General features: G+C 53.8%; 1 protein-coding gene. It reads right to left on the reverse strand.

What is annotated here, in order from left to right; genetic code table 11:
- On the reverse strand, positions 1 to 231 hold a 231-nt coding region (locus OGY19_RS02305), incomplete at its 3' end, for an IS5/IS1182 family transposase (RefSeq protein ID WP_055315763.1).
- Between the last annotated feature and the right edge of the window lie 68 nt (positions 232 to 299).

The following is a 299-nucleotide window of genomic DNA, read 5'->3' on the forward strand; positions in this document are numbered from 1 at the left end:
CATGGCACCGTCGCTCAGGTTGTACCAATGCTGCATGCAGTGAATACGCAGCATGGTCTCCAGCGGATAGGGCCGTCGGCCATTGCCCGCCTTGGGATAAAACGGCTCGATGACAGCGGTCATATTCTGCCATGGCAGAATCTGCTCCATGCGGGAGAGGAAAATCTCTTTTCGGGTCTGACGGCGCTTAGTGCTGAATTCACTATCGGCGAAGGTGAGTTGATGGCTCATGATGTCCCTCTGGGATGCGCTCCGGATGAATATGATGATCTCATATCAGGAACTTGTTCGCACCTTCC

Source organism: Citrobacter sp. Cy070 (genome assembly GCF_030332245.1).
In the GTDB taxonomy this organism is placed as follows: domain Bacteria; phylum Pseudomonadota; class Gammaproteobacteria; order Enterobacterales; family Enterobacteriaceae; genus Citrobacter; species Citrobacter youngae.